This is a genomic window from Parvimonas sp. D2 (genome assembly GCF_035282635.1).
Lineage (GTDB): Bacteria > Bacillota > Clostridia > Tissierellales > Peptoniphilaceae > Parvimonas.
The window spans coordinates 12,205-35,984 of sequence record NZ_JAYKBO010000004.1; the positions used below are offsets into that span (position 1 = coordinate 12,205).

Consider the following 23,780-nt stretch of genomic DNA (forward strand, 5'->3'; position numbering starts at 1 on the left):
GTTATGGAAGCAGTTATAATTACAGGAATGAGTGGAGCAGGAAAAACATTGGCATTAAACCATTTTGAAGATATGGGTTATTATTGCATGGAAAATCTCCCTCCAAAATTTATTGTAGATTTTGTTGAATTAATAAATAATTCTACAAAGTCTATTGAAAAGTTGGCTATAGTTATTGACGTTAGAGCTAGGTTTTTTGAAGACTTATCAGAAACAATTCAAAATTTGAAAAAAATGGATTGTGAACTTAAAGTCTTATTTTTAGATGCAAGTAATAGAACTCTTATTAATAGATACAAGGAATTAAGACGTCCTCATCCTGTAAACCCGAATGGTGCACTTTCAGATTCCATAGAGCTAGAAAGGGAATTACTTAATGATATAAAAGATAAATCTGATATTATCATAGATACTACAAGACTTTCTGCTATAAGTTTTAAAAATAAATTGAATTCAATTTTTTTCAATGGTAATAAAAAAGATTTAGTTATAAATATAGAATCATTTGGATTTAAAAATGGAATTTTGGTTGAAGCTGATTTAGTTTTTGACGTTAGATTTTTACCTAATCCATATTATATTGAAGAACTAAAAGAACTTAACGGAAAAGATGATGAAATTCAAGATTATGTTATGGGTTTTGGTGACTCAAAGATATTTTTAAATAAGGTTGTTGATTTATTGGAGTTCTTAATACCTAAATATAAGGCTGAAGGAAAAAATATGCTTACTATTGGAGTTGGATGTACAGGTGGAAAGCATCGTTCTGTTTGTTTAGCTGAAAAAATTTATTCAGAACTTAAAAAAGAACATTCTAATGTTAATATTTCTCATAGGGATGAAAGACTATGGTAGATGATACTAGAATTGTAACCATAGGAGGAGGAACTGGAAGTTCTACTATTCTTAAAGGTTTAAAAAAATATTTTAAAGATATTACTGCAATTGTAACTGTAGCTGATGACGGCGGAAGTTCCGGAATGCTAAGAGATGATTTAGGAATTATTCCACCGGGAGATATTAGAGCTTGTTTGATTTCCCTAGCAAATACTGAAAAATCAATGGAAAGATTGATGAAATATAGATTTAAAGAGGGAAATCTAAAGGGACAAAGCTTTGGAAATTTATTTCTAGTTGCAATGGCTGATATATATAAAGATTTTATGTTAGGTATACAAGAAACTTCAAATATTTTAGCAATAACCGGTAAAGTTTTACCAGTTACTTTAGATAATATAAAATTATTTGCAGAGCTTGAAAATGGAGAAATAATCGAGGGAGAAAGTAATATAACTGCTTTAGATTTAGAAGATGAAAAAAGTAGTAGAATAAATAGAGTTTTCATTTCTCCGAAATATGCTAAACCACTTAATGAAGTTGTTCATGAAATCTATAATTCTGATGTAATTTTAATAGGTCCTGGAAGTTTATATACTTCTGTAATTCCTAATTTGTTAATTTCTGAAATAAGTGAAGCATTAACAAATACTAAAGCAAAAATTTGCTTTATTTTAAATGTTGTTAATCAATCAACAGAAACCTTCGATTATAAGGTTACTGATCATTTAAACGCAATTTATAAGCATTGTGAAGGAATTAAAATTGACACAGTTATAGTAAATAATGAAATAATTCCTGAAGAAGTTGAGTTAAAATATAAAAGAAAAAGTGCAAGTCAACTGTTACTAAGTGATGAAGAAAGAGAGTATTTAAAAAAATTAAAAATAAGGGTTTTAGAGGACAATTTAGTTAATAAATCTTCAGGCTATTCAAGACATAATGAAGATAAACTTGCAAGATTGATTTTAGAAAATTTTTAAATAATAGTTAAATTTAGAATATTTTAAATTTGTAAATTTTAGATTGGGATTTACCCAATCTTTTTTTGCATTTTTAAGTTATTATTTTTAATAACACAAGCCATAAAATAGATAAAAATAGTGGAAAGAAAGTTCATTTTATGGTAAAATAATATATTGAGTTATTATATATTATATATTTTTAGGAGAGATTATGAGAGATTTATATGAAATATTAGGAGTAGATAAAAATTGTAATAAAGCAGAGTTAAAATCTGCATATAGAAAATTAGCAAAAAAGTATCATCCAGATGTTAATCCTAATGATAAAGAAGCAGAAGAAAATTTTAAAGAGGTAAACTTTGCTTATGAAATACTAAGTGATGACAATAGAAGACAGAAATACGATACCTATGGAGAAGCAAGCTTTAATGCTAATGCATCAGGAGGCGGAGGCTTTGGAGGCTTCTCTGATATGGAAGATATTTTTGAAAGTATTTTCGGGAATTTTGGAGGCTTTGGAGGTTTTGGAGGATTTGGTTCTAATAGAAATTCCAATCGTCCAAGAAAGGGAGAAGATACTGAAGTTTATTTAGATTTGGATTTTTTTGAAGCTGTAAATGGTGTAGAAAAAGAAATTTTTGTAAATGTAAAAACTGTTTGTAATGTATGTTCAGGTAGCGGTGCAAAACCAGGAACAAAGAAAGTTACTTGTAAAAAATGTAATGGACGTGGAAGTATTAGAGTTCAAAGACAAAGTTTTTTTGGAACAGTTGTTTCTGAAGAATTATGTAACGAATGTAATGGTACTGGTGAAATTGTAGAAGAAAAATGTGAAAAATGTAAAGGCAAAAAATTTGTTCTTGTAAGAAAGAAGTTTACTATTAAAGCTCCAAAAGGTGTGAATACAAATAATATTATGACTTTAAAAGAACAAGGAAATTGTGGAGAAAATGGTGGACCTAATGGAGATGTATATGTTATTTTCAAAGTAAAATCTCATGAATTATTTGTAAGAAATGGAAATGATGTTTTCTATGAATTACCAATTTCCTTTACAGAAGCAACTTTAGGGGCAGAAGTAGAAATTCCAACTTTAGATGGAAAAGAAAAATATACAATTCCTGAAGGAACAGAGACTGGTACAGAATTTATCCTTAAAGATAGGGGAATTTCTGATGTAAATGGATATGGTAAGGGTAATTTAACTTTTAGAGTTAAAATTATTACTCCAAAGAATTTAACTGATAGACAAAAGGAACTTTTAAGAGAGTTTTCTAATGAGAGAGAAGAACATTTGACAGAGCATAAGAAAAACTTTTTTGAAAAGGTAAAGGAGCTATTTGAATAATGGACTGGACTGAAATTGAGGTTGTAGTAAAAAATCAATTTGAAGATAATATAGTTGGAATACTTTATTTATTTGATATTGATGGAATAAATATAAAAGATTCAAGAGATTATGAAGAGTTTGCAAAAGAAAAGCCTTATTGGGTAGTTTTAGATGAGGATAATTTTGAAAAAAGTGATTTTATTACTGTTAAGACTTATTTAAAAAATGACGATGAAATTGAAGAAAATTTGCAAATTTTACAAGAGAGAATTTCAGAATTTGAAAGAGAATACAACGAAAAAGTCATTTTAAAAATAGATTCTAAAATAAAAACGGAAGATTGGGCAAATGAGTGGAAAAAATATTATAAACCTACAAAAGTTGGAAAAAATTTTATTATAAAACCAACTTGGGAAGCTTATGATTTATCAGAAAATGAAATAATGATCGAATTAGATCCTGGTATGGCTTTTGGTACGGGAACTCATGAAACTACATCTTTATGTTTAGAAGCTATCGAAAAGATAGATTTAAAAGATAAAACTGTTTTTGATATAGGTTCAGGAAGTGGAATTTTATCTGTTGGAGCTTTGAAACTTGGTGCAAAAAAAGTAGAAGCTGTAGATATTGATATTCTAGGTGTTGAAGCAACTTTAGATAATGCTAAACTAAATAAGGTTGAGGATAGAATTATTGTTCATCATGGAGATTTATGTGAAAAATTAAATTCAAAAGCGGATGTGATTGTTGCTAATATTCTTGCTCATATTCTAGTAAAATTATTGGATGATATAAGTAAATTTATAAAAGATGAAGGAATTTTTATTGGTTCTGGAATAATAGAAGAAAAATATTCCGATGTTGAAAACGCCTTGATAAAAAATAATTTTGAAATTTTGGAAGTAAACAAAAACAAAGATTGGGTTTGTGTAATTGCAAGGAGAAAGAATGCATAGATTTTTTACTGACGAGTCTATCTTAGATGGAAAAGTTAAAATATACGGAGATGACTATAATCATATAAAAAAAGTTCTTAGAATTGCAGAAGATGAAAAAATTGAGGTAGTAGTTTTAGGGGAGCTTTATATTGGGAATATAGAGATTTGTGATAAATATATTTCTGTTTATAATTTGGAAAAAATTTCAGATAACACAGAGTCGAATATTAGAATTCACTTATTGCAATGTTTGGCAAAGGGTGAAAAAATGGATTTAATAGTTCAAAAAGCGGTTGAACTTGGAGTTTATGATATAACTTTGGTGAATTCTAAAAGATGTATCGTAAAAATTGATGAAAAAAAAGAAAATAAAAAAATTGAAAGATTGCAAAAAATTTCTTATGAGGCATCAAAGCAATCAAAGAGATTAATTGTTCCTAAAATCAATGAATTAATACAAATTAAGGATATTATAAATTTTGTAGGAGATAATTACTTACTTGTAGCTTATGAAGAGGATAAAAATATTTCTTTAAGGGATGTAATTATGAAAATAAAAACAGAAGAATCCTGCAAAGATATTTATATATTAATAGGTTCAGAAGGTGGCTTTGAAAGAGAAGAAATTGAATTTTTAACAAATAATGGAGCTTTCAGCATTGGCCTTGGAGCTAGAATTTTGAGAACGGAGACTGCAGGCATAAATTTACTTTCAATTTTGCAATATGAATTTATGTAGGAGGTTTATGAATAAAGTTAGTTTTTTAACTTTGGGTTGCAAAGTTAATCAGTATGAAACTGAAGCTATGCAGGAGTTATTTAAGAAACGAGGGTATGAGATTTGTAATGAAAATGATATATGTGATGTATATGTTATAAATACTTGTACAGTTACAAATTTGAGCGATAGGAAATCAAGACAATTTATTTCCAGAGCGAAAAAATTGAATAAGGATGCTATTTTAGCTGTAGTAGGTTGTTACTCTCAGGTTGCACCTGATGAAATTTCTGCAATTGAGGATGTAGATGTAATTATTGGAACTAAAAATAGAGCTAGAATAGTTGAATTATGTGAAGAATCAAAGAAGTCGAATTTAAAGTTTAATATCGTTTCAGAACTTACAAAGGATTGTGGTTTTGACGTATTGTCAATAGAAAATCAAGAAAGTAAAACAAGAGCATATATAAAAATTCAAGAAGGCTGTAATATGTTTTGTACATACTGCATAATTCCTTATGCAAGAGGACCGATTAAGTCAAGACCAATTGATGATATATATGAAGAAGCTGTAAAACTTGCGAATAATGGATATAAGGAAGTCATAATAACAGGGATTCATGTTGGTTCTTATGGACTCGATTTAGGAAATGATACTAGACTTATTGATGTTATAGAAAAATTATCTACTATCGAAAATCTTGACAGAATAAGACTTAGCTCCATAGAAGCGGGAATTATTTCTGAAGATTTCTTAATTAGATTAAAAAATTGTAAAAAAGTTTGTGAGCATTTTCATTTGTCTTTACAAAGCGGTTGCGATAAAATTTTAAAACTTATGAATAGAAGATATACAACTGATATGTATAGAAAAAAAGTTAGAATGATAAAAGAAATTTTTCCAAATGTTGCTCTTACAACTGATATTATTGTTGGATTTCCAGGAGAAAATGACGAGGATTTTCAAGAGACATTAAATTTTGTAAAAGAAATAGGATTTTCTAAAATTCATGTTTTTAAATATTCAAAGAGAAAGGGAACTCCTGCTTTTGATTTTAAGGAACAGGTTGATGGAAACGTAAAGAAATTTAGAAGTAATGAATTAATCCTATTAGCAAAGGATATGACGACAGAATTTTTGAAAAAAGAACTTTCAGAAAAACATGAAGTTTTATTTGAAGAAAATATTAATGGAAATAGACTTGTAGGTTATACAAGAAATTATATAAGATTTTCTGCTCCTTATAATGAAGATATGAAAAACAAAGTTGTTTATTGCAATGGTATTTCGGTTGAAGGAGAAGAAATATTTGGATTAGCAAGTAAAATAAAGATTTAAAAATTAGGAGGCTTATTTTGGAAAAGAAAAACTTTTATTTGACAACACCTATTTATTATCCAAATAGTAATTTACATTTAGGTCATACTTATACAACAATTGTTGCAGATGTGTTAAAGAAATATAAACAAGCTCAAGGTTTTGATGTATTTTTTACAACTGGAACTGATGAACATGGTCAAAAATTACAAGAATCCGCTATAAAAGCTGGTAAAGCTCCATTGGAATATATTGATCCCATTGTTGAAAGTGCAAAAGAACTTTGGAGAACTTTAGATATAGATTTTGATGCTTTTGTTAGAAGTACAGATAAAATTCACGAAAAAAATGTAAGTGAAATTTTTACAAAACTTTATGAAAAGGGAGAAATTTATAAAGGGAGTTATAAAGGAATGTATTGTGTTCCTTGTGAAGCCTTTTGGACTGAAAGCCAACTAGTTGAAGGAAATAAATGTCCTGACTGTGGTAGAGAAGTTTCTCCTAGTGAAGAAGAAACATATTTCTTTAGGCTTTCTAAATATCAAGATAGACTTTTAAAATTATATGAAGAAAATCCTGATTTCATTCAACCAGAATCAAGAAAAAATGAAATGATAAGTTTCATTAACGAAGGATTAACTGATTTATCCGTTACACGTTCAAGTTTTGATTGGGGTGTTAAAGTTCCTTTTGATGAAAAGCATGTTGTTTATGTTTGGATAGACGCCTTAAGTTGTTATTTAACAGGTATAGGTTATGGAACAGATGAAGAAAAGTTCAATAAATTTTGGCCTTGTGATGTTCATTTAATTGGGAAGGAAATCATGCGTTTCCATGCAATTATTTGGCCTGCAATTTTGATGGCTTTAGATTTACCATTGCCAAAGAAAATTTTTGGACATGGATGGATTTTATTTGATGATGATAAGATGAGTAAAAGCAAGGGAAATATAGTTTATGCTGAACCGATTATAGAAAGATATGGAATGGATGCATTAAGATATTTTATGCTAAGAGAATTTACTTTTGGGCAAGATGGTAATTTCACTTATACTAAAATGTTAAACAGAATTAATTCAGACCTTGTAAATGACTTAGGGAACTTAGTTTCAAGATCAGTGGCAATGTGTGAAAAGTATTTTGATAGTTTTGTTCCTTCTCAAACAGAATTAACTGAACTTGATAATGATCTAATCGAAATTGCCACTACTACTAGAGATAGAGTTGCAGAGTTGATGGATAAACTTAATTTTTCAATGGCTCTTGAAGAAATATGGAAATTAGTTAGAAGAACTAATAAATATATTGATGAAACAACTCCTTGGGCTTTGATTAAAGAACAAAAAGAAGAAAGATTGAAAACTGTAATTTATAATTTACTTGAAAGTATAAGAATTATTTCAGGATTAATTAAACCTTTTATGAAAGAAACTTCATCTAAAATAAATGAACAAATAGGTTATTCAGATTATTCTTATGAAGACTTAACTAAATTTGGATTACTTGAAGTTGGTACTAAAGTTTGTAAAGGAAAGAATTTATTTGATAGGCTTGATGTTGATAAAGAATTAGAAATAATTATTCAAAAAAATTCTGAACTTATTGAGATGAGAAAGAAGAAAAATTCAGGAGCGGATGAAGTTAAAGAAGATGTTAAAGAAAATGAACTAATAACAATAGATGACTTTGCAAAAGTTGAACTTAAAGTAGGAAAAATCTTAGAATGCGAGCCTCATCCAAAGGCTGATAGACTTTTAGTTTCTAAAATTGACATTGGCGGAGAGGTTAGGACTATTGTATCAGGAATAAGAAAATACTATTCTGAAAAAGACCTTATAGGTAAAAAAGTTATTGTTGTTACAAATTTAAAACCGGTTAATTTAAGAGGTGTGGAAAGTAATGGAATGATACTTGCTACATCTGATGATGAGAATTTAAGTGTATTGACTGTTTTAAATGATGTTAAAGAAGGATCAAAGGTATCATAATGAAAATAGTAGATAGTCATTGTCATATTGATGATGAAAAATTTGATTTTGATAGAGATTCTATAATTTCTAATTTTGAAGAGGATGGAATCGACTTTATTGTTGACCCTGCCTCTGATATATCATCAAGTGAAAAGATAATTGAAATAGTAAAAAAATATGATAGAGTATATGGATCAGTAGGAATTCATCCACATGAAGTTGAAGATGTAACTGATGAAGATTTAGAAAAAGTTTATGAAATGTCTTTTAGTGAAAAAATAGTTGCTATTGGAGAAATCGGACTTGATTATTACTATGACAATTCTCCAAGAGAAAAACAAAAAGAAATTTTTAGAAAGCAACTTGAAATTGCTGAAAAGAGAAAACTACCGGTAATCATTCATACTAGAGATGCTATGGGAGATACTTATGATATTCTATCTGAATTTAAAGGTAAGGTAAAAGGCGTAATGCATTGTTACACAGGTTCAAGCGAGATGGCAAAAAGATTTATGGAGCTTGGTTACTATATTTCTATTTCAGGAACGGTAACTTTTAAAAATGCAGTTAATGTTAGAGAAATGGTAAAGACAATTCCACTAGACAATTTGCTCGTGGAAACAGACAGTCCATATTTAACTCCTGAACCAAATCGTGGAAAGAGAAATGAACCGAAATTTGTAAGATTCACTGCTGAAAAAGTTGCGGAACTTAAAGAAATGGAATTGAATGATTTAATCTATAATACGAATAGTAATGTCAGAAATCTTTTTTCAATAGAGGATTAATATGAAAAAAATCAAAGAAATAATAGTAGTTGAAGGAAAAGACGATATTTCAAAAGTTAAGTCTGCCTTTGATTGTGATGTTATTGCAACAAATGGAACTCATTTTTCTAAAAATTTGCTTAAAAAATTAAAAGAGGCAAACGAAAAATGTGGAATAATAGTTTTTACCGATCCCGACTATGCAGGAGAAAAGATTAGAAAAAATATAAATAGAGTAATACCAAACTGTAAAAATGCATTTTTAAGTAGGAGTCTTGCACTTAAAGGAGATAATGTTGGAGTTGAAAATGCAAAAGTTGAAGATATTATTGAAGCTATTGAAAATGCAAAAGTAACGGTTTTGGAGAGAAAAGATGAAATAGACTTAACCCTTTTAACTACTTTAGGAATTAGTGGAATGGGAAATAGTAAAGAGCTTAGAGAAAAACTTTGTGATTATTTTAAAATTGGATATTGTAATTCAAAACAATTTGTAAAGAGATTAAATAGTTTTGGAATAACCGAAAGTGAATTAATTACAGCTATTAAAAAATTTTTAGGAGAGGAAGTTTAAAATGGATTTATATAAATTATCGGTAATAAAAGAAATTTGTGATAAATTCGGATTTTCATTTTCTAAAAATTTTGGACAAAATTTTTTAACAGATAGAAATATCTTAGAAAAGATAGTTGAAGTTTCAGCTGTTGATAAAGATTATGGAGTAATCGAAATAGGTCCGGGTTTTGGAGTTCTTACAAAGTTTTTACTTGAAAAAGCTGGAAAAGTTGTTTCAATAGAGATTGATACAAGATTGAAAGAAGTTTTAGACTATACACTTAGTGAATATGATAATTTTGAATTTGTTCAATCCGACGCATTAAAAATAGATTTTAAAAAGCTTATTGAAGAAAAATTTACTCAAAAAAAAATAGTTGTGGTTGCGAATTTACCATATTATGTGACGACACCAATAATAACAAAACTTTTAGAGAGTGATTTAGATTTGGAATCCATAACTATAATGGTTCAAAAAGAAGTTGCTCAAAGACTTGTTGCAGATGAAAATAGTAAAGATAATTCAAGCATAAGTTTATTTGTAAAATATTATGCTGATGTTAATATAGCTTTCAATGTGTCAAGAAATGTATTCGTTCCTGCACCAAATGTAGATAGTGCTGTTGTAAATATGAAACTTAAAAAAGAAAAATTTGAGTATGAAAAAACGATGTTTAAACTTATAAAAAATGGCTTTGAAAATAGAAGAAAAACAGTTTTAAATTCATTTTGCAAGTCTGGTATAGAAAAAGAAAAAATTATTAAGGTTTTGGAAAAACTAGGTATAGATACTAGGACAAGGGCAGAAAAATTATCTCTAGAAGATTTTAAAAATATTGCTAGAGAATATGAAAATTTATAAATTGTTGAAAAACTAAGAAAAAATAAGTAATACTTTGTTTAAATAAAAAATCAAGGGGTATAAAATTACTGAATAAATATTACAAATATTTAAACTATCGGAAAAAATTTATTAGGGGGCAAAAAAATGGCAAAAGTAGTAGTATATTCAAGTGAGTCTTGTACTTATTGTAAACAAGCAAAAGAATTTTTAAAAGCAAATAATATCGATTATGTTGAAAAAAATGTTTCAACTGATTTAGAAGCTAGAAAAGAATTAATGGCAAAAGGACATATGGGTGTTCCTGTAATCTGTGTTGATGATGTAGAAATGGTTGGCTTTGATAAAGCTGAATTATCAAAAGCATTAGGATTATAATATTAAAATAATGATTTTAAGAGGTTCAGTAAAATTGCTGAACTTTTTTTGTGCTTATTTTTAAAAATATTAAAAATACTTATTTAATATATTACTAAATTATTTGAAAATAAATATATTTTCTAAAAAACTACTATTAAATTTTTGTAATTTTATAGTAGTTTTTTTGTTAAAAGATATTTAATATTTTGATTAATAATTCAATTTATGATATAATTATTTTGGTTTAGGAGGAAAAATGGAAAAATTAAAATTAAGACAATTTTTTGTTTTATTTTTTGCAGTTTTAATTTGTAGCATTATTTTTGGTTTCTTTCTAAAGAGTATAGAACTGACTAATAGTGTTGATTATAAAATTATGACTTTGGTTCAAAGTAATAATATTTTTAACAAAAATTATATACTCCTAAATTTTATTAAATTTATAACATCTTTGGGAGATGGAAAAACTTATTTTATTTTATTTGTTCCTTTTGGAGTATATTTTTATTATAACAATTTGAAAAAAGAGTTTTTACTTTTAATTGCTACATTACTATTAACGTATATGTTAAATGAGTTAATTAAACATATTGTTTTAAGAAAAAGACCTATTGAATTTTTTATTATAAATATGAGTGGTTTTAGTTATCCAAGTGGACATGCTATGAATTTTTCAGCTTTTTATTTAACTTTTAGATTTTTGTTACATGAAAAATTTAAGAGTAGAATTATAGATATAACTATTTATATTATGATTTTTTTAATAGCAATAAGTAGAGTTATTTTAGGAGTTCATTGGCCAACTGATGTTATTGTAGGACTTGTATTAGGATATTTTTGTTATAATTTGGCAAAATTGATATATCTTAATTTTTGGAGGGATTAATGTTATATCTTATTATCTTTACTGTTGTTGTATTTATTTTTACATCAATAGTTGGAAATAAATTAAAGAAACAGAATTTTTTAATAGATTTAAAGTTGAAGAATTTTTTTCAAAATAATAATTTAAGATTTTTAAAATCTTCAATGAAGCATATAACTTCAATGGGAGATGTTGTAACATCACTTATTATTATTTTTCCTATCTTCTTTTATTCTGTTTCAGAAAAAAATTATGTGTTAGCAAGTGCGATTTTGAATTCATCGCTATTTAATATGATATTTTTAAATTCTTTTAAATTTTTATTTAGAAGAGAACGTCCAGTTTCACATTCTGATATAAAATACTGGGGATATAGCTTTCCGAGTGGACATTCTTGTATAGGATTAAGTTTTTATCCTACTGTAATGTATGTTTTGTTTAATGGTCATAGCTCATTTCCTTTTTGGATTACTGTAGGTATTTTGTTTGGACTTAGTATTGCAATAAGTAGAATTGTTGTTGGAGTTCATTGGTTTTCAGATGTTGTTTTTGGTTCCTTAGTAGGACTTGTATTTTTTAGTTGGACAGTATATTTGTATAATATTGGATTTTATTATAAATTTTTGTTTTAATATTAGGAGGATTTATGGTTAAAGCAGTAGTTGGAGCAAATTGGGGAGACGAAGGAAAAGGAAAAATAACGGATATGTTAGCTGAAAATGCTGATATAATTGTTAGATTTCAAGGTGGTTCCAATGCAGGACATACTATTATAAATGAGTATGGAAGATTTGCATTACATTTACTACCTTCAGGTGTTTTTTATAAGCATACAACATCGGTAATCGGAAATGGTGTAGCTCTTAATATCCCTTATTTACTAAAAGAAATTGAATACTTAAAAGAAAAAAATGTTCCTGATATTAATATTTTAGTTTCAGATAGAGCTCAACTTGTTATGCCTTATCATATAGATTTTGATGCATATGAAGAGGAAAGACTTGGAAAAAATTCTTTCGGCTCTACAAAATCTGGAATTGCACCTTGCTATTCAGATAAATACGCTAAAATAGGTTTTCAAGTAAATGAATTATTTGATGAAAATTTACTTGAAAAGGTTGAAAGAGTTGTTGAATATAAAAATGTAATTCTAGAAAATTTATATCATAAAGAAAGAATTAATGCTAAAGAATTATACGAACTTATGCTTAGCTGGAGAGATGCAATTAAACCTTATGTTTGTGATGTATCAAAATTCTTGAATGATGCTATAAAATCAGGAAAGAAAATATTACTTGAAGGACAACTTGGTTCTTTAAAAGATACAGATCATGGTATATATCCAATGGTAACTTCTTCATCAACCTTAGCAGGATATGGAGCAATCGGAGCTGGAATTCCACCTTATGCTATCAAAGACATTGTAACTGTAGTCAAGGCTTATTCTAGTGCAGTTGGTGCTGGTGCGTTTGTTAGTGAAATTTTCGGAGAAGAAGCTGAAGAACTAAGAAAACGCGGTGGAGATAAGGGAGAATATGGTGCTACAACAGGAAGACCTAGACGTGTTGGATATTTTGATGCAGTTGCTTCAAGATATGGTTGTAGAGTTCAAGGCAGTACTGAGGCTGTATTAACAGTTATTGATGCATTAGGATATTTAGAGGAAATTCCAATCTGTATTGGTTATGAAATTGATGGCGAAATTACTAGAGATTTTCCAACAACTGATAAGCTTGAAAAAGCAAAACCAGTTTGGAAAGTCTTAAAGGGATGGAATAGAGATATAAGGGGAATTAAAAATTACGAAGAATTACCAATTGAATGTAGAGAATATATAGAATTTATCGAAAAAGAATTGGAAGTTCCGGTTAAGATGATTTCTAATGGTCCAAAGAGAGAAGATATAATTTATAAAAATAGTAATATTTAATTTTATAAATTAGTACTAATGGGTATTATATGAAGAAACGTAGAGGCATTTTACCTAATGCTAAAGAACATCTAGGTTTAGTTATTTTAATTATATTTGTTAGTTTATTTTTAGTAAAAAATATGTTTTTTAATAAAAATTTAAATAAAGATATAATGGTTTTAGAAAATCCAAAAACCTATGACTTAAACCTTTCATCTAAGGCATTAGTTATAAAAGATGAATACCTATATTATGTAGGAAAAAGCAATATTGAAGTAGATAATTCAAAAGTTGGAGTTGATAAAGAAATAGGTGAGGTTGATGTTTCAAAGGTTGATCAAAACTTTAAAGATTATTTAGCTGAAAAAGTTCAAGCATTGCAAGAACAAGAGGATAACAAAGAATCAAAAGTTGAAAATATTGACTTAGACAATATCTTAAAATATGTTAGAGATAAAGATTTTTCAAAAACTTTTGATATACTTTCAAGTGATAAGAATAAAAATGCTTTTGGAAAAAAATATACTTCCGATAAATTATTTAGGTATTCTTTACTAAATGATACAATTAATTCTGGAAAGATTGTTTCAAAAAATTCTGGAGTTGTATTAAATAAAATTGATGGTCTAGAAAATGTTTATGATTTTTCTGTTATTGATTCTATAGATGAAAAGGACTTTAATTTTGATAATGCGAATAATATTTCAAATATTGATGGAATAAAAATTGTAGATAACTTGAAATATTATCTTTGTATTAGGGTTAAGGCTGATACTTTAGAAGATATAGATGTAAATAAAAGTATAAAAGTAAATGTTGGAAATTCTGTTGCTATTGGAATAATAAAGAAGGTAAAAAAAGGTTCTGAATATGATTTAATTGTTGCTCAGTTTTCATCTGCTTTTAATGAAATTGCAGATAAAAGATTCATTGACTTAAATGTAATAAAGACAGTTTCAAGTTCTTTTGAACTTCCATTAACTGCTCTTACTTCTAAAGATGGTGAAGATTATGTTTTAGTAGTTGATTCTTTTGATAATATAACAAGGGCAAAGGTCAAGGTTAAATTTATTGATAAGATAAATTCAAAAGTTTATATTGACTCAAAAAATAGTTCAGTTAGAATTTTTTCTAATATCTTAAAAGATGCCAGTAAAGTTAAAGAAGGTGCAATTTTAAAGTAATGAAAGAAAATATAAATAATATACTTGAAAAAATTTCTCTTGCTTGTAAAAAGTCAAATAGAGATAAAGAAGAAATATTTTTGTTACCAGTTTCAAAGACAGTTGATGTGGATAAAATTCAAGAAGCTATTGATTTAGGATTTTATACTTTTGGAGAAAATAAGGTTCAAGAAATACTAAAAAAGTACGAATACTTTGATGGAAAAGTTAAATTTCATATGATTGGACATCTCCAAACAAATAAGGTTAAATCCATTATTGATAAAGTTGAATTAATTCACTCTTTAGATAGAATTTCACTTTTAGATAAATTAGAATTGGAAGCTAAAAATAAAGGAATTACTGTAAATTGTTTAGTTGAAGTAAATATTGGGAAAGAAGATAGTAAATCTGGAATTTTCGAAGAAGATGTCCTAGATTTTATACAAGAAGTTTCAAAAAGAGATAATGTTTTAGTAAATGGACTTATGACAGTTGCACCTTATTGTGAGGATGCTGAAGATACTAGAATTTATTTCAAAAAGATGAAATCTTTATTTGATGAAATTTCAAAACTTAAATTAAAAAATGTTGATATGAAGATTCTATCTATGGGCATGAGTAATGATTTTATGGTTGCCATAGAGGAAGGTTCAAACCTTATAAGGATTGGAACATCAATATTTGGTGCAAGAAATTATGGAGTACTTTCAAATTAATGAAAGTGTTAGGTAGATTGATTACAATTAGAAAATTTTAAATTTTCGTTTGTTATAAAATATATTAAAATATGAGGAGGAATATTATGGCAGGCTTTATGGACAAAATAAAGAAATTTGTTGGCAGTGATGACTTAGAAGATGAATATGATGATTATGAAGAAGAGGCAGTTGTTGAAAAACAACCTAAATCAGTTGGGGAAAGTTATGCTAGAAATAGTAGTAAACTATCATTAGAAAAGGAAAAATCTAATATCGTTACAATGCCTAACATCAGTAGATTTTTAATTTCTATAAGAGAACCAATAACTTTTGATGATGGAACTCAAGTTTTAGATGATGTTTTAAAGGGAAAAGTTGTTGTTTTAAATTTGGAAATGTTGGAAGTTGATAAGAAGAGACAAATTTTTGATTTTGTAAGTGGAGGTATTTATTCTCTATCAGGGAAAATACAAAAAGTTACTAAAGATATTTTTATCTTAGCTCCTAAGGGAATTGATATTGACGGAAAAGTTAAAGATCAAATTGAAAATAACGGATTTTATCAAATTTAATTAAATGAAATCATTTGATAAGATTAAGATTTTAGATAATATTAATAATATAGAAATTAAAAAGACCATCAATAAATTTTTAGATGGTCTTGTTTCTATGGAAAAAAACTATAAAGATGTATTTGTTTCTAACTTTTTTACTCCATTGGAATTTAAATATATAGAGAGAATTTTAAAAAATTTAGATTTAGATTATGATATTATCTTTGCTGGAGAAGATTATGAAAGAAAGTTTATAATCTTTTATAGGAATGAGTATGTACTAAATGATTATTTGGAAACTTTAAGATTTAAAGATATTTCGGGAATAGAACATAGAAATATCTTGGGAAGTATTCTTCATTTGGGAATAACTCGTGAGAAAGTAGGAGAAATATTAAAAGTTGATGAATATTGGTATGTTTATTGTTTAAAACCTATAGGAACATTTTTATTTTCTAATGGTTTAAAATTTTCAGGACAAGATTTAAAATTGGAAATTCTGAATGATAATTTTATACCTACTAATTTTAGAAAATACGAAGATGAAAAAATAATAGTCTCCAGTTTGAGATTAGACTGTTTTGTAAAAGAACTTTCAAGAACTTCAAGAGAGATTGCTCAAAAAGTTATTAAAAGTGGAAATGTAAATTTGAACTATGAGGAATGTAAAGATTTCGATAAAAAGATTAATGAAAATGATATAATTTCAATAAGAAAAGAAGGAAAATTTAAGGTTGACAGTTTTGATGGGTTAACAAAAAAGAACAAATTTGTTGTCAATATTAAGAGGTATTCTATATGATATATGCAATTATAATTGTTGGATTAGCATTAGACCAACTTACAAAATATATTACAGTAGCCAATTTAAAAGGTGCTGATTCAGTAGTTTTAATTAAAAATTGGCTAGAATTTACCTATGTAGAAAATACAGGGGTAGCTTTTGGCAGTTTTAGAGGATATAAATATTTCTTTATTTTTATTTCTTTGGTTGCATTTTTTGGAATTTTATTTTATATATATAAAAATAAAGATAAAATGTCTAAAATTGAACAAATATTATTTGCTTTAATTGCTTGTGGAGCATTAGGAAATTGTATTGATAGAATAAGGTATTCTTTTGTTGTAGATTTTATACATACAAGATTTGGTGGGCTATACGATTTTCCAGTTTTTAATTTTGCAGATATTTATATTTGTGTAGCTTGTTTCTTACTTATAGTTGTTTCATTTACTAAAAAGGAGAATTAAGATGATGTCTAATTATGTTGCTTGGAATGAATATTTAAAAGATGAATTTAAAAAAGATTATTTTGTTAAGATGAAAAATTTTTTAAATGAGGAATATAAGAATAAAACTATATTCCCTCCTAATGAATATGTTTTTACTATTTTTGATAAAATATCACCAAAAGACATTAAGGTAATTATCTTAGGACAGGATCCATATCATGGGGTAAATCAAGCAAATGGAATGAGTTTTTCAGTAAATAGAGGAGAAAAAATACCGCCTTCACTTAGAAATATATATCTTGAATTATATTCGGATTTAGGGATAACTCCCCCAAATCATGGAGATTTAACTGCTTGGGTTGAACAAGGTGTTTTTTTATTAAATGCTACACTTACTGTTGAAAAGTCAAAGCCAAATTCACATAAAGATATAGGTTGGCAACTTTTTACAGATAGAGTTATTGAAATAATTTCAAATTTTGATTATCCTAAAGTTTTTATTCTTTGGGGAAGTTTTGCTATTTCAAAGAGAAATTTGATAAAAAAAGATGAAAATAATTTTATAATTACAAGTCCACATCCATCTCCTTTTTCTGCTCATCGAGGATTCTTTGGCAGCAAGCCATTTTCTAAGGCTAATGAATTTTTGATTAGCAAGGGAGTTAAGCCGATAGATTGGAGAGTGTAATTTTTGACAGAATTAAAATATATTAGTGATAAAAAAATTAGATGTGATGTTTTTTTATCTGAAAAAATTTCTAATTTATCAAGGACTTCAATTCAAAAATTGATAAAAGAGAAATTAGTTTTTGTTAATGGGAAAAATATAAAGCCTAATGTAATTTTAGAAATAGGAGATGAAATTACAGTTTCTATTCCCGATAAAAAAGAAATGACATTAGTTGCCGAAGATATAGCTTTAGATATTGTATATGAAGATGATTATATTATAATTATAAATAAACCTAGAAATATGGTTGTTCATCCGGCTGCAGGTAATGAAGAACATACTTTGGTTAATGCTCTTTTAAATCATTGTAAATTATCAATGATTAATTCCGAAAGACCTGGGATTGTTCACAGACTTGATAAGGATACAACAGGTCTTATAGTCTGTGCAAAGGACGATGAAACACATTTAAAATTGGTTGAAATGTTTTCTAATAGAGAAATTAATAAAAAATATTTGGCAATCTGTAATGGAAGTTTTTCGAAAGAAAATGGATTTATAGATAAGCCTATTGGTAGAGATGAAAAAGATAGGAAGAAGATGAGTGTAAAAAGTAAATCAGGAAAAGAAGCTCTTACAGAATATAATGTTTTAATTTCAAATTTAAAATATTCATTAGTAGATGTAACTCTTCATACTGGTCGAACTCATCAGATAAGAGTTCATTTTAGTAGTCTTAATCATCCTATAGTAGGAGATGAAACTTATGGGAATAAAAATGAAAAGATAAAAGCAAATGGACAGATGTTACATTCTTATTATCTTGAGTTTTTGCACCCAATTACAGAGGACAATTTAAGTTTTACCGTTTTACCTGATGAATATTTTTTTAGTATTTTAAATAAAACAGGGTTAGAATTTAATGAGGAGTTATTATGCAAAGCGAAAGATTAATTTTTAGAAAATTCAATTTAGATGATATAGATGATGTTTTTGAGTTTGGAAATGATGATGAAACTTGTAAATTTGTTACTTGGGATAAGCATAAAAATATTCTAGAATCTGAAAAAGTAATTACAGATTATTTTATGAAAAATAATTATTGTTTTGCAATCGTTGAAAAAATTTCCAATAAATGTATCGGTTCTTTTGAATTTAAAGCGGATATAAAAAATAATTCCTTATCTTTAGGATATGTTTTAAATAAAACTTTTTGGAACAAAGGTTATATGACTGAGACTTTGAATTTTATGCTTGACTATGCTTTTAATACCTTAAAAGTTAATAGAGTTTATGGCGTTCATATTAAAGAAAATATTGCTTCAGGAAAAGTTATGGAAAAATGTGGACTTAAAGTCGAGGGTGAATTTGAAGATGAAGAATTTTTAAAAGGAAGATATATAACCTTAGTACATAGAGCAATTTTAAGAAAAAATTATTTAAAAGGAGAAAAGAGAATGAAACAATTAGAAATGCCTAAAAATGGTGAAAAAGTTTATATAATGAAAACAAATGTAGGAGAAATTTCTCTAAGATTATTTAATGAAGTTGCTCCTAAGGCTTGTGAAAATTTTATTACATTGGCTAAAAGAGGATATTATAATGGAGTTATTTTCCATAGGGTTATTAGAGATTTTATGATTCAAGGTGGAGATCCAACAGGTACTGGAATGGGTGGAGAAAGTATTTGGGGAGAATCCTTTGAAGATGAATTTGATGGTAATTTTAGAAATTATAGAGGAGCTTTGTCAATGGCAAATGCTGGGCCAAATACAAATGAAAGTCAATTTTTTATAGTTCAAAATAGTAAAATTTCTGATGATTATGTAAATTATTTAAAAAATTCAGATAAAAAAGTTTATCCTGATGAAGTTGTTGAAACTTATGAAAAAAATGGTGGAGCTTTTTGGTTAGATTTTAAGCATACTGTTTTTGGACAAGTGTTTAAAGGAATGGAAGTAGTTGATGATATAGCAAATACTTACTGTTCAAATGATAAGCCGGTAGAAGATATTGTAATTTTATCAATTGAAGAAAAAGTTTTTGAGGGTTAATTATGCATCAATATAAAGGTAAATTAATTTTACATACAGGTAGTATGTTCTCGGGAAAGACTTCAAGTTTATGGAAGGACTTAAATAGATTTGAAATTGCAAAATATGAAACTGTAGTCTTTAAGCCAAAGTTTGATAATAGATATGCAGATAAAGAAATAGTTACTCATGATAATAATAAAATGAGAGCTATTCCGGTTGAAAATATTGATGAAATTATAGAATATATGAAGACGAGTACTGCAAGTATTATAGGAATTGATGAAGTACAATTCATCAAGGGAGATATTAATAAGATTGTTGAAACTTTAAATTTATTTTTAGAAAATGAATTTACAGTCGTATTAGCTGGTCTTGATATGGACTTTAAAGCTGAACCTTTTGAGTTAGTAAAAGAGTTGATGCCACGAGCTGATTATCTATATAAACACCATGCAGTTTGTGCAAATTGTGGTGTTGATGCTTGGGTTAGTTACAGAAAAACTCATGATGATGAAAGAATAAAGCTCGGAGCTGCAGAAAGTTATGAACCACTTTGTAGAAAATGTTACTATGAAAAAGAAAAAATCAGAAAGCAAATGGAAAATCAATTAAGTATGTTAGAAGATGAGTAAATTATACTTGCTTTATTCTTATAGATATGTTATAGTATGAAGGTAGTAATAATTTACTACATATTTCCTATAGTATTGGAGGATTAAAAGGATATGAAAGGAACTGTAAAATGGTTCAATGCAGCTAAAGGATTTGGATTTATTTCTACTGAAGATGGGGAAGATGTATTTGTACATTATTCAGCATTAGAAGAAACTGGTGAATTTAGAACTTTAGATGAAGGACAAGCTGTTGAATTCGAAATAGTTGAAGGCGCTAAAGGTCCTCAAGCTTCTGGTGTTGTTAAGTTATAAGATTGTTTTTTCTTAAATGGAAATTCAATTTAAACATACTTCAGTATGTTATGATATTAATATTAATCAAGAAGTAAAATCTCCTTTTTAGGAGATTTTTTAAATTTAACCAAAAGGAAATTTTATGAGTAAAAAATTAGATGAGATGAGTTTAGAGGAATTATGGGAAATTTTTCCTATATTTCTAGTTGAACATAATGATGAATGGGAAACTTGGTATGAGTATGAAAAATCAAATATTTTATCTTTAATTCCAAGCGAAAAAATTTACAGAATTTCACATATAGGAAGTACATATATTCCTACAATATGGGCAAAAAACATTGTAGATATTCTTTTAGAGATTAAGAATAATGAAGATTTAAAGTTTGTAAAAGAGATATTATTAAAAAATAATTGGCTTTGTATGAGTGAAGATGAAAAGAGAATTTCTATGAATAAAGGCTATACTGAAAAAGGATTTGCTAAAAAAGTATTTCATTTGCATATAAGATTAGCAGGAGATAATGATGAATTGTATTTTAGAGATTATTTATTTGAAAATTCTAAAATTGCAAAAGAGTATGAAAGACTAAAATTATCTCTGTGGAAAAAATTCGAACATAATCGAGATGCTTATACAGAATCAAAAGGAGAATTTATTAAAAAATATACTGAAATTGCGAAGAAAAAATATGGAAAAAGATATTAATTTATCAATTGATTTCTTTAAATTTTTAGTATATAATCTTTATATAAAATTAATGTTAAGGAGTCTTTATGGCAAAAATATTAAGATGTATTGATGAGCATAATTCTATGAGATTTTTCTTAGCTTTTACAGATGATATAGTAAAAGATTTTGAAAAATTACAAAAGAGTTCTATAAGTGCAAATATTGAAATGGGAAAAGTATTAACGATGAATGCTTTACTTTATTCCGATTTGAAAAATGATACTGATTCAATTGATTTAAAATTAAAAACTAATGGTGAATGTGGTCTTATAATTTCAAAATTATACAATAATTCTTATATAACAGGATATTTGGAAAATAAAAATATAAGTAAATATGATAAAATATATGAAAAAGGAAAATCTTCAAAAGATTTTATAGGGGATAAAGGAATACTTGTTTTGATAAAGGATTTAGGTCTTAAAGCTCCATATGTAGGACAAACAAGTATAATTTCTTCTGATATTAGTGAAAATTTTACTAATTATTTCAGTGCATCTAATCAAACTGTTACTTCTATTGATTTACAAGTAAAAAAAGTTGAAGATGATTATATTTCTTTTGGATTTATGATGGAACTTTTGCCGAACTATACTGAAAAAGACTTATCACAATTTACTATCTATTCAGATATGTTTAAAACTGAATTAGATAATTATTTAGCTTCAAAAACTGATGATATGAGTTTTTATGACTATATTGTTTCTATTTTGAAAATTTTTAATATTAGAATTATTGAAGAAAAAATTATTCATTACAGATGTAATTGTAGTGATGAAAAAATAGATAATATGTTGTTGGGTCTAGGCAAAAAAGAGCTCAATGATATAGTTGAAGAGGGGAAAGATATAGAAATTTCTTGTAATTTCTGCGATAAGAAATACAAGAAAAGTATTGAACATATAAAAAATTTATTAAAAAAACTTTAGGGTAATCTATGAAAAAAATAAATTTATTAGATAATAGAATTTATAGAAATTTAGTAATGATGTCTATTCCAATAATGACGACTTCATTTATTCAAATGTCTTACACTTTAATGGATACTTTTTGGGTTGGAAAACTTGGAACTGAAGCGATTGCTGGAGTAGGCATTGTCTCATTTATTATGTGGTTTGCGAATTCTTTGGTTCTAGTTTCAAAAACAGGAATAGAGATTGGAGTTGCCTATAGTGTAGGTTCTAGGGATGATAAGCAATTTAGAAAATATATTGATACATCTGTTGCCATAAATTTGTTTATGTCAATAACATTTGGATTATTGGTATATTTTTTTAGACTTGATATAATTAAATTTTTCAATATAAAAAGTGAATTGGTAATTTCACTAGCGAATAGCTATTTAAAAATTGTTATTTTAGGACTTCCTTTTACTTTTTTAAATCCACTATTTTCAGGAGTTTTCAATGGTTCAGCAAATAGTAAAGTTCCTTTTATTGCTAACTCAATTGGACTTATAATAAATATAGTCTTAGATCCAATTTTAATTTATGGATATTTTGGACTACCAGAATTTGGAGTTAGTGGTGCAGCTATTGCTACAACATTATCTCAAATTATTGTTACGTTTATTTTTATAATTTTCTCAATTTTAGATGGGAAAATTTTAAAAGGCATTAATTTAGTTAAAAATTTTAACAATGCAACTTTTAAAGAAGTTTTAAGACTTGGTGTTCCAACTGCTTTTAAATCTTGTATATTTGCATTTATTTCAACTATTTTACTAAGAATAATAGCAAATTGGGGAGAAAATGCGGTTGCTGCAGAAAATGTTGCTGTACAGATTGAAGCTATAAACTGGATGACTGTTGAAGGATTTTCAATAGCTCTTTGTGCTTTGATAGCACAAAATTTTGGTGCAAAAAATTATGATAATATAGCTTCTGGTTATAAAAAAGGACTTAAAATAATTTTATGGATTGGTGTTTTCTGCTCATTCTTTTTATTCTTCTCATCAGATTATATAATTAGATTATTTATAAGAGATGATGTAGATACTATTAGAATGGGTGTTAGTTATCTGAAAGTTTTAGCGTTTTCAGAGATATTTTTAGCTCTTGAAATTGGAATCTCAGGAATGTTTAATGGGCTGAAAAATACTAAAACTCCAACTATAATAAGTACTTTTTCAAATGCATTGAGAATTCCGCTTGCTTATTTAGTTTTGCTTTTAAAATTAGATATAACGTATATTTGGGCTGTAATATCTTTTTGTACTTTTTTAAAGGGAATACTAAATTATATTTTCTTTAAGAAATTTATTAGAGAAAACTTTGATTTTAAGTTATAATATATTGAAAAAAAATAAAAAATGTGATATCATATCTTTATTATATTTATAAAATTTTAGATTGAAAGTAGTAAATATATTCAAATTTTTAGAGAGTTATTGTTTGGTGAAAAAT

General features: G+C 26.9%; 27 protein-coding genes and 1 pseudogene. All 28 read left to right on the top strand.

The annotated features are described in order from the left end of the window. The first annotated feature begins 3 nt into the window (after nt 1-3). The 28 genes and pseudogenes from rapZ (at nt 4) to VJI77_RS05360 (ending at nt 23,665) form a co-directional block, all read left to right on the top strand. Nucleotides 4-855 carry an RNase adapter RapZ gene (rapZ, locus tag VJI77_RS05225; protein ID WP_313961421.1) on the top strand — a complete coding sequence of 284 codons (852 nt, stop codon included), beginning with the start codon at nt 4-6 and terminating at the stop codon, nt 853-855. Continuing rightward, nucleotides 849-1,820: a gluconeogenesis factor YvcK family protein gene (locus VJI77_RS05230; RefSeq protein ID WP_323988551.1), complete on the top strand. Its 972-nt coding sequence runs from the start codon at nt 849-851 to the stop codon at nt 1,818-1,820. Before rapZ ends, VJI77_RS05230 begins: the two co-directional genes overlap by 7 nt. A gap of 193 nt (nt 1,821-2,013) precedes the next feature. Continuing rightward, the gene (dnaJ, locus tag VJI77_RS05235) at nt 2,014-3,150 is read left to right on the top strand and encodes a molecular chaperone DnaJ (RefSeq protein ID WP_323988552.1); all 1,137 of its coding nucleotides are present in this window, start codon (nt 2,014-2,016) and stop codon (nt 3,148-3,150) included. After that, complete coding sequence (gene prmA, locus VJI77_RS05240; RefSeq protein ID WP_323988553.1) at nt 3,150-4,088, top strand: 50S ribosomal protein L11 methyltransferase; 939 nt, start codon at nt 3,150-3,152, stop codon at nt 4,086-4,088. Before dnaJ ends, prmA begins: the two co-directional genes overlap by 1 nt. After that, complete coding sequence (locus VJI77_RS05245; protein ID WP_323988554.1) at nt 4,081-4,809, top strand: RsmE family RNA methyltransferase; 729 nt, start codon at nt 4,081-4,083, stop codon at nt 4,807-4,809. Before prmA ends, VJI77_RS05245 begins: the two co-directional genes overlap by 8 nt. A gap of 7 nt (nt 4,810-4,816) precedes the next feature. Continuing rightward, nucleotides 4,817-6,127, top strand: coding sequence for a tRNA (N(6)-L-threonylcarbamoyladenosine(37)-C(2))-methylthiotransferase MtaB (gene mtaB, locus VJI77_RS05250; RefSeq protein ID WP_281703344.1), 1,311 nt, complete (start codon nt 4,817-4,819; stop codon nt 6,125-6,127). A gap of 17 nt (nt 6,128-6,144) precedes the next feature. Next, the gene (gene metG / locus VJI77_RS05255) at nt 6,145-8,094 is read left to right on the top strand and encodes a methionine--tRNA ligase (protein WP_323988555.1); all 1,950 of its coding nucleotides are present in this window, start codon (nt 6,145-6,147) and stop codon (nt 8,092-8,094) included. Further along, nucleotides 8,094-8,864, top strand: coding sequence for a TatD family hydrolase (locus VJI77_RS05260; protein ID WP_323988556.1), 771 nt, complete (start codon nt 8,094-8,096; stop codon nt 8,862-8,864). The genes metG and VJI77_RS05260 overlap by 1 nt, the downstream gene beginning before the upstream one ends. 1 nt (nt 8,865) lies before the next feature. Beyond that, entirely contained in the window at nt 8,866-9,417 is a 552-nt protein-coding gene (gene rnmV, locus VJI77_RS05265; protein WP_323988557.1) for a ribonuclease M5, read from the top strand. Between the two features lies 1 nt (nt 9,418). After that, complete coding sequence (rsmA, locus tag VJI77_RS05270) at nt 9,419-10,261, top strand: 16S rRNA (adenine(1518)-N(6)/adenine(1519)-N(6))-dimethyltransferase RsmA (RefSeq protein WP_323988558.1); 843 nt, start codon at nt 9,419-9,421, stop codon at nt 10,259-10,261. 126 nt (nt 10,262-10,387) lie between these two features. Beyond that, entirely contained in the window at nt 10,388-10,618 is a 231-nt protein-coding gene (locus VJI77_RS05275) for a glutaredoxin family protein (RefSeq protein WP_009372420.1), read from the top strand. Between the two features lie 238 nt (nt 10,619-10,856). Then, nucleotides 10,857-11,486 (top strand): phosphatase PAP2 family protein, encoded by a 630-nt coding sequence (locus tag VJI77_RS05280; protein WP_323988559.1) that lies wholly within the window; start codon nt 10,857-10,859, stop codon nt 11,484-11,486. Continuing rightward, nucleotides 11,486-12,097 (top strand): phosphatase PAP2 family protein, encoded by a 612-nt coding sequence (locus VJI77_RS05285; RefSeq protein ID WP_323988560.1) that lies wholly within the window; start codon nt 11,486-11,488, stop codon nt 12,095-12,097. The genes VJI77_RS05280 and VJI77_RS05285 overlap by 1 nt, the downstream gene beginning before the upstream one ends. A gap of 14 nt (nt 12,098-12,111) precedes the next feature. Next, nucleotides 12,112-13,395 carry an adenylosuccinate synthase gene (locus tag VJI77_RS05290; RefSeq protein ID WP_009372454.1) on the top strand — a complete coding sequence of 428 codons (1,284 nt, stop codon included), beginning with the start codon at nt 12,112-12,114 and terminating at the stop codon, nt 13,393-13,395. A gap of 29 nt (nt 13,396-13,424) precedes the next feature. Beyond that, the gene (locus VJI77_RS05295) at nt 13,425-14,561 is read left to right on the top strand and encodes an HlyD family efflux transporter periplasmic adaptor subunit (protein WP_323988561.1); all 1,137 of its coding nucleotides are present in this window, start codon (nt 13,425-13,427) and stop codon (nt 14,559-14,561) included. Continuing rightward, nucleotides 14,561-15,259: a YggS family pyridoxal phosphate-dependent enzyme gene (locus VJI77_RS05300; RefSeq protein WP_323988562.1), complete on the top strand. Its 699-nt coding sequence runs from the start codon at nt 14,561-14,563 to the stop codon at nt 15,257-15,259. The genes VJI77_RS05295 and VJI77_RS05300 overlap by 1 nt, the downstream gene beginning before the upstream one ends. An 86-nt stretch (nt 15,260-15,345) precedes the next feature. Further along, on the top strand, nt 15,346-15,813 hold the full coding sequence (locus VJI77_RS05305) for a cell division protein SepF (protein ID WP_009732786.1): 468 nt from the start codon (nt 15,346-15,348) through the stop codon (nt 15,811-15,813). Between the two features lie 4 nt (nt 15,814-15,817). Next, complete coding sequence (locus VJI77_RS05310; RefSeq protein ID WP_323988563.1) at nt 15,818-16,597, top strand: YlmH/Sll1252 family protein; 780 nt, start codon at nt 15,818-15,820, stop codon at nt 16,595-16,597. Beyond that, nucleotides 16,594-17,046 (top strand): signal peptidase II, encoded by a 453-nt coding sequence (lspA, locus tag VJI77_RS05315; RefSeq protein ID WP_009372385.1) that lies wholly within the window; start codon nt 16,594-16,596, stop codon nt 17,044-17,046. Before VJI77_RS05310 ends, lspA begins: the two co-directional genes overlap by 4 nt. Nucleotide 17,047: 1 nt before the next feature. Further along, nucleotides 17,048-17,716, top strand: a complete 669-nt coding sequence (locus tag VJI77_RS05320) for a uracil-DNA glycosylase (RefSeq protein ID WP_323988564.1) — start codon at nt 17,048-17,050, stop codon at nt 17,714-17,716. A 3-nt stretch (nt 17,717-17,719) separates the two neighbouring features. Next, nucleotides 17,720-18,652 carry an RluA family pseudouridine synthase gene (locus VJI77_RS05325; protein WP_323988565.1) on the top strand — a complete coding sequence of 311 codons (933 nt, stop codon included), beginning with the start codon at nt 17,720-17,722 and terminating at the stop codon, nt 18,650-18,652. After that, nucleotides 18,634-19,089: pseudogene (locus tag VJI77_RS05330) on the top strand (GNAT family N-acetyltransferase); the annotation flags it as partial. The gene VJI77_RS05325 and the pseudogene VJI77_RS05330, both read left to right, overlap by 19 nt. A gap of 66 nt (nt 19,090-19,155) precedes the next feature. Next, nucleotides 19,156-19,752 carry a peptidylprolyl isomerase gene (locus tag VJI77_RS05335; protein WP_323988719.1) on the top strand — a complete coding sequence of 199 codons (597 nt, stop codon included), beginning with the start codon at nt 19,156-19,158 and terminating at the stop codon, nt 19,750-19,752. Nucleotides 19,753-19,754: 2 nt separating this feature from the next. After that, nucleotides 19,755-20,366, top strand: coding sequence for a thymidine kinase (locus VJI77_RS05340; protein ID WP_004833679.1), 612 nt, complete (start codon nt 19,755-19,757; stop codon nt 20,364-20,366). 93 nt (nt 20,367-20,459) lie between these two features. Beyond that, on the top strand, nt 20,460-20,660 hold the full coding sequence (locus VJI77_RS05345; protein ID WP_004833677.1) for a cold shock domain-containing protein: 201 nt from the start codon (nt 20,460-20,462) through the stop codon (nt 20,658-20,660). A gap of 124 nt (nt 20,661-20,784) precedes the next feature. Next, nucleotides 20,785-21,351 (top strand): GrpB family protein, encoded by a 567-nt coding sequence (locus VJI77_RS05350; protein ID WP_323988566.1) that lies wholly within the window; start codon nt 20,785-20,787, stop codon nt 21,349-21,351. A gap of 68 nt (nt 21,352-21,419) precedes the next feature. Continuing rightward, entirely contained in the window at nt 21,420-22,304 is an 885-nt protein-coding gene (locus VJI77_RS05355) for an Hsp33 family molecular chaperone HslO (RefSeq protein ID WP_293440555.1), read from the top strand. Between the two features lie 8 nt (nt 22,305-22,312). Next, nucleotides 22,313-23,665 carry an MATE family efflux transporter gene (locus VJI77_RS05360; protein ID WP_293440553.1) on the top strand — a complete coding sequence of 451 codons (1,353 nt, stop codon included), beginning with the start codon at nt 22,313-22,315 and terminating at the stop codon, nt 23,663-23,665. Nucleotides 23,666-23,780: the final 115 nt, after the last annotated feature.